The sequence below is a fragment of the Desulfosporosinus hippei DSM 8344 genome (genome assembly GCF_900100785.1).
Taxonomy (GTDB): domain Bacteria; phylum Bacillota; class Desulfitobacteriia; order Desulfitobacteriales; family Desulfitobacteriaceae; genus Desulfosporosinus; species Desulfosporosinus hippei.
Window position 1 is genome coordinate 1 of record NZ_FNCP01000057.1, and the last position, 6,140, is coordinate 6,140.

General features: G+C 42.3%; 5 protein-coding genes and 1 tRNA gene. 1 reads left to right on the forward strand and 5 read right to left on the reverse strand.

Annotated features, from left to right (window positions below):
* Positions 1-534: 534 nt before the first annotated feature.
* Together BLS16_RS22830 and BLS16_RS22835 are read right to left on the reverse strand one after the other, a co-directional pair.
* Positions 535-1,068 carry a hypothetical protein gene (locus BLS16_RS22830; protein WP_092335872.1) on the reverse strand — a complete coding sequence of 178 codons (534 nt, stop codon included), beginning with the start codon at positions 1,066-1,068 and terminating at the stop codon, positions 535-537.
* A 228-nt stretch (positions 1,069-1,296) separates the two neighbouring features.
* Positions 1,297-1,372: transfer RNA gene (locus BLS16_RS22835), tRNA-Thr, on the reverse strand.
* Between the two features lie 235 nt (positions 1,373-1,607).
* Between BLS16_RS22835 and BLS16_RS22840 the strand changes: the two genes are divergently transcribed.
* The gene (locus BLS16_RS22840) at positions 1,608-2,456 is read left to right on the forward strand and encodes a DUF3102 domain-containing protein (RefSeq protein ID WP_092335873.1); all 849 of its coding nucleotides are present in this window, start codon (positions 1,608-1,610) and stop codon (positions 2,454-2,456) included.
* 23 nt (positions 2,457-2,479) lie between these two features.
* Here BLS16_RS22840 and BLS16_RS22845 read toward each other — a convergent pair whose 3' ends face one another.
* Genes BLS16_RS22845 through BLS16_RS22855 form a run of 3 tightly spaced genes read right to left on the reverse strand, consistent with a single transcriptional unit; the run spans position 2,480 to position 5,917 of the window.
* Entirely contained in the window at positions 2,480-3,595 is a 1,116-nt protein-coding gene (locus BLS16_RS22845; protein ID WP_092335875.1) for a Ger(x)C family spore germination protein, read from the reverse strand.
* Complete coding sequence (locus tag BLS16_RS22850; RefSeq protein WP_092335876.1) at positions 3,592-4,698, reverse strand: GerAB/ArcD/ProY family transporter; 1,107 nt, start codon at positions 4,696-4,698, stop codon at positions 3,592-3,594. The genes BLS16_RS22845 and BLS16_RS22850 overlap by 4 nt, the downstream gene beginning before the upstream one ends.
* 4 nt (positions 4,699-4,702) lie before the next feature.
* On the reverse strand, positions 4,703-5,917 hold the full coding sequence (locus BLS16_RS22855; RefSeq protein WP_092335877.1) for a spore germination protein: 1,215 nt from the start codon (positions 5,915-5,917) through the stop codon (positions 4,703-4,705).
* Between the last annotated feature and the right edge of the window lie 223 nt (positions 5,918-6,140).

A 6,140-nucleotide genomic window follows, 5' to 3' on the forward strand; every position in this document is an offset into this window, starting at 1 on the left:
AATTGGAAAGGTGTTTTTCCTGTCAATAAACTAAAATATTTTGTTCTAAGCTAGATAGATACAGGGTTAGAGGTAACTTTCGCTATGCGAAAGTTAAGTTAATTATTATAGTAGGTATTTTTATGAACGGGAGAAATTTGTCTATACCAGAAAGTTAAAGAGAACACAAATAGCAACCCATCTATACTTGTACAGAAGTGTTACTATGACATTTTGCTGGTGTATGGTGCATCAATATTTAGGGTTATCGTCAACAACTTAGACAAGGAATTTAACGCTTTACGGTAAAAGTTTTTAGGCGTCAGTATGGCGATGATATGCTGCCCCAAAATCGGAAACGTTTCCGATTTTGGGCCAGTCTATATTTAGGCTAGAGTTTATACATTCTTTTAATGGGAGTTTAACGAACGATGGAGAACACCATCAACTTGGGATTCGCCCGACTGGACACACCTTTTAATGGAGCTCCTTCGAACAATAAGAAAGTAGAATCTCTTATCTATTAGACGAGAGATTCTACTCGGATTAGAAAATTTAGCGTGCGACAGGAGATAATTTCACTTGTTCACTTGTCTTTTCTGTTGGTTTTAAATAGTCGTTTTGAGGGGGAACGTCAAAAAGTGAATCATGTCCCAATTTAGCTGATGCGAAGGTAGTAAGTAACCCGTACACAACGTTACTCAAAACATAAGATAGATTACTTGTCGCATCTTTAGGCTTAACCCGATTCTTGGGAACAATATTTGGAATAACAGTAGCTATTGCTCCGAAGGTAATTCCGGACATAATTCCTTTAACCAAAAGCTTATCACGTCCGTTTGTAGACATACGCTTAATAATAAAATTAGCTCCAAGAATACTCACAGCACCGTTCATAATTGTACCAAGAATTTGCCCTTCAAGCCTCATTGCTTCCCTCTTTGAGACAAAGATCCCTGCTGAAGCTTCCCTATACGATCTTTTAGATAAGTCTGCCCATTGAGAGATTCCATCAACAATCATAATCCCTGCCAGCCCAATAAGGCCTGAGACAATTGAAAGGGTATCTCTATCTTTGATTTTTGCCATATTAGGGACCCTCCTATAAAACTACTAATTTTCCCTATTCTTTGATTCAACAAGAAAAATAACACGTGGAAAATTAAGTTAGCCATTTGTATACTTTTTAATAAAATTTTAGTAGAAAATAGATAATTATAAATAACGTTAATATACTTTGCTAAAGATTGCCAAAACGAAGTTGTCTAAAAAAATCCATCAAAAAAGGCGCTCATTCGCGCCTTTAATTATTAGGCCTGGAGCCGATGGCAGGACTCGAACCTGTAACCTGCTGATTACAAATCAGCTGCTCTACCAATTGAGCTACATCGGCATGTATTATGTCACGGATCACATTCTATCAAGATTTAGGGTTATCGGCAACAACCTATACATGGAATTTAACGCTTTACGGTAAAAGTTTTTAGGCGTCAGAATGGCGATGATATGCTACCCCAAAATCGGAAACGTTTCCGATTTTGGGGTAGTCCATTTAAATATGGTTTGTCACACTCATAAATCTGTCCTCATATTCTGTGAATAAGTAAACAGAAAGGGCAGATAGAATTATGAATGATTTGACTACAGACCGCACATCTCTCATGATTGCGGCTGAAATAAACATGATCAGACACCAGACGGGGAAAATTCTTCTGGTCGGTGCCATTGAGATTGGTCGGCGCCTGAAGGAGGCCAAGGCTCTGCTTCCCCATGGGGAATGGGGCAAGTGGCTGGAGGACTCCGTGAGCTACTCCCAGAGCACGGCGGAAAAACTGATGCGTCTCTTCGAGGGCTACGGAACCCAGCAGGCCGCCTCCCTTGCCGTCGGCGGGCAGGGTGAAGGGTTGCCGAATTTGAGTTATTCCCAGGCACTTACTCTCTTAGTAGTCCCGGAAGAAGACCGGGCGCAGTTCATCGCAGAATTGGATGTGGAAAGCATGTCTATCCGCGAACTGCAAAAGGCAGTTAAGGATCGGAACCAGGCACTTCAGGAAAGGGATCAGGCCTTTCAGGAAAAAGGGGATCTTCAGAAAGCCTTGAATAATCAAGTGAGCAAAATATCCCAGCTGACCACTGAGCGGGACAGCCTAAAGAGTATGTCAGCGGAGTTAAGTAAGTCCAAAGGAGAGATTGAGACTAGGGCCGGAAAACTGCAGTCGGAGTTGAACTCCTTCAAGAAAAGCACAGAATACGGCTCCATCCAATCAATGAGTAGGAACCTTACTGCTGCGCATCACAAGGCCTGCGCTAATAAAGTCGCCTTTTTATATGAGAACCTGGATAAAACCTTTAAGGAACTGATCTTTGAGCTGAGCAGGCTTGCACCCGAGAATAAGAATACCCATGAAGCTTATAAAACTAAGACTGTCGATTTTTTGACGAAAGGTTTGAAAGAGATGTATGGAACAGATGTATGACACGTAATGTAATTTTGGCATCCCTACTTTCGCAATCCATACGCTTTTATCTTACACTCAACTTCCACTTCTATAGGCATTGAGGGGTAAACCTCATTCCAATTTAAGGATTTGAAAGCCTCGGGTTCATGTCTCCGAAAGGCCTTATGAAAACCTAGATAATCTGCCTTGAGCTCTTTTTGAGATTTTTCGATAGCGGTTTTTACCTGTTGAGCAATGGTTTCAGCAAAGAGTAATTCCATTTGTTCAATGTTTTCTGGATTAGAAAGATCGAGATACTCTCCATATTCCTCCATAACCATTCCTTCTGAAGTTACTTTAACCAGCATGGATGGATTTCCGCCATTTATAATGGGCTTAAAGGTTGTGTCCTTCTTTCTGACCTCATAAGTGTATGTGTTTTCCTCCGCTTTCGCTACTACAACAGCTTGGCTCTTTTCTACCAGCCAATTAGAGGCCAGGACTTCATCACCATTAAGCCAGGCCACCAGCTTCCAGTCCTTAAAGACAGCAGCCCCATCTCGAAGGATGACATTTTCGTCTTTCGGAAGCAATGCTCGGGAGCCATAGGCCGTTCCATTGGAACTCTTTAAGTCACTGAGGAAGTCTAGAAAGTCCCTGGTTCTGACAATAGCGATTTGCTCCGAAAAACATCCCATACGCACCAATGCAGCTGTGGGGCGTTTTTCAAATTTTTCCTTGGTATCTAACAGGTCTCGTGCTTGGGCGTTTTGGACAAAAACCAGGCGAAGTTGCAAAGCCAAATCAGGCTCGCGTAAGAGATAATTAATAAGGTCTTGAAAACTTTCCCGCTTAGCAATGTCTTCACCGATTACCACTGCCCGCAAGTGACTTAAAGAAATCCTTCGACTAAGACTAGCCTGAGCAAGCTGGATTGCTTGCAGGACGCTATCCGCGTCCCTGCTGATTACAAAACTTTGAGTTTTAGGCCCCTCATGGCTTGGAATAGGCTCAGCAAGCTGGAAGGTGACTTTATATTTGGCGTTGTTGGGGTTTGAGGGCACATCAATGCCCATGCCTAATACAAAGGCGATACTGTTAACATCGTGGAGATCCCAACATCCGGGTGTAAGTATCAAAAGAGGGAGAAGGCAGAGTAGCCTTAATTTATTTCTCATCTTACCCTTCCTTTCTTGCGGATAATCGCTATAAGAAGGGTCATTACAGGGAGTAGATAAACCATTGGTACTGTGAAGACTGTAAGATAAAGGCGTAAAACCTCATGCCAGTTCTCATTAGGCAAGAAGTAAGCAATTGTAACGGGAATTGCTGTTACCAAGAATAAAATCCATTTTCGGGGGGTCAGCTTAAACAGCTGAAATATGCTTGAATTCAGAAGGTGAAGATAAATAGCCAGAGTTGTAAACATGGCAATTAGCCAGGGCAAGGTGAGGAGAAGCCCAAATCGTTCTACGGGAAAACCGGGTAATTGAAGGATGTTTACAACGTTAATCCCTGGCAAAACAGCTTCCTTGATATTGTCCACACCAAGGATTCCTATTGCGGCAACTGTATTCATAAAGCCGATAAAAACAGTTAAATTATAGGCGAATAAGGAGGTTTTTACGCCTTCCCTAATTTTGAGGAAAAAGGGGGCAGCAAACAAGAGAACTTCTGGGCCTTGATAGGCCCCCAGAAATAAATAGGAGCCTTTCAGAACAGGTAGGATTCCGTTCTCCAGAACAGGTAAAAATCTTTCTAGTTTGATTGTGACGATAAACAGAAGAGCCAAGAGGAGTAGGGGAATCACTAAAAAAGGCAGAAGCAGCTGAAAAAAACGGATGATGGGGATGAGCCCGTAGAATACCAACCAAATGAGGGATAAAGCAAATAGAGTCAGAGGTACTATGGTGGGTGTTAAAGGAAGAAACAACAATTTGTTAATTAACACAGTCTCATAAAAAATTGAGCTGAGGAAGGTAACCCAGAAAAAGAGATAAAGAATTGAGATTATGAAACCCAGAGGCTTTCCCCAGACAATTTGCAGGTATTGAAAATAGTTCATTGTAGGAAAGCGTGCTGCTAATTTAATAAACAAATAGACAAAGATACTGCCGATGAAGGCACCAATAAGGATAGAAAGCCAAGCATCCTGATTGGCTGCTGTAACTGTGCTCTTTGAAAAAGTAAACACTTCATATTCAACGATGCTTAGGACTAACAAAGGCACAAGGGCGCGGGTGTGAAGTCGATCCTCGCTTACATTGCTTTCTGTGGGCATAGCATCATCCTCCTTTCCCTTTTAGAGGATTCTGAGGCTTATAGGTATCATCCATAGGCATCTCTTTAGAATTTTCACGTAAGAGGGTATGTCCCCAGGCCCTTAGTTCCATGGTTGCCAGGGGTGCCATGTAGGGAATGCCAAAGGATTTTAAGGTGGAGAGGTGAATACAAATCAAGAAGAAGGTCAGGGCAAAACCGAATAAGCCCAGGAAACTGGAAACAATCATGGTCAAGAATTGAATCATCCGGATGGCCGTTCGCAGATCATAATCGGGGATGGCAAAGGAAGACATCACTGTCAAGGTAACGACTATTACCAATACTCCACCAATCGTATTAGTATATAGACCGGCGATCAACAGAGTAATGCCAGAAAATAGCGCTACACTGGAACCCATTAAAGACGGCATTCTGATTAGCATCATCCGAAAAGCTTCGGATACCCCCATCATCAGAAAAACTTCAAAATAGACCGGGAAGGGTGTACCTTCCCGTGAGTCCAGGATAAGAAGAAGCAGACGGGTTGGCACCATTTCCGGATGATAAGACAGTATGGCTATATAAAAGCCTGGCAGGCAGCCAGCAAGCAACAACATGATATAGCGAGCAATTTTAAAAAAGCTTGCTGCAAAAAACCAACGACTGGAAACATCATCAGGGGTATCCATAAGATCGAAAAATGTGCTGGGAGCCAGTAAGACGTCTGGACTGCCATCTAGAATGATAACTGCTCTTCCCTGGAACAAAGCACTCACCGCCACATCAGGTCGCTCACTCACTTCAACCTGGGGAAAGGGGCTAAGGGTTGAGTCCTCAATATTTCTTTGGATGTAACTGCTTTCATATAAGGTTCTTGCTTTAATAGTCCGGAGTCTTTGCTTTATTTCCGCAATGATGCCGGGGTTGGCAATATTCCCTAAGTAAATTAGCAGCACTTCTTTAGGGGCCAGACTCCCTAGAGAAATAGTTTCGGCAACCAGTTCCGGTGTGGGGATTAGATTTTTTATTAAATCCAAATTATAATGCACATCCTCTGTAAAGCGCAGCTTTGATCCGCGTAAGAGCTGGCTGCTATCGCGGACTATAGTGCTGACCACGGGTAACCTTTGAGGAGAAGTAACTTCTTGAGAAACACTTTCAGGATGTTCTTCGATCTTATGAAAAGTAGTATTATTATCAATTCTTTGGGGGTGGCTCCTTTTCCAGAAGTTAAACATTTACGCACCTCAGTTTATTATGTCCGCTACTATTATCCCAAGGCTTGGAAAAATATATGTATATAAGAATACTCCCCTCCCGGTAGTCGGTTTCTGGAATCCAGTCATTGAACCGCCTGCCTTGAGGGCAATGTCATTAAGTTAAGGCCTGAAAAACACAACCATCCAGATTAAGATGGTTGTGTTTTTCTTATACATACAGGTGGGCATATAAAATTTATCA

Excerpts from the sequence above, each read along its gene's own strand:
- BLS16_RS22855 (WP_092335877.1), bottom strand. The coding sequence starts at position 5,917 with ATGTTTAACTTCTGGAAAAGGAGCCACCCCCAAAGAATTGATAATAAT.
- BLS16_RS22845 (WP_092335875.1), bottom strand. The coding sequence starts at position 3,595 with ATGAGAAATAAATTAAGGCTACTCTGCCTTCTCCCTCTTTTGATACTT.
- BLS16_RS22840 (WP_092335873.1), top strand. The coding sequence starts at position 1,608 with ATGAATGATTTGACTACAGACCGCACATCTCTCATGATTGCGGCTGAA.
- BLS16_RS22830 (WP_092335872.1), bottom strand. The coding sequence starts at position 1,068 with ATGGCAAAAATCAAAGATAGAGATACCCTTTCAATTGTCTCAGGCCTT.
- BLS16_RS22850 (WP_092335876.1), bottom strand. The coding sequence starts at position 4,698 with ATGCCCACAGAAAGCAATGTAAGCGAGGATCGACTTCACACCCGCGCC.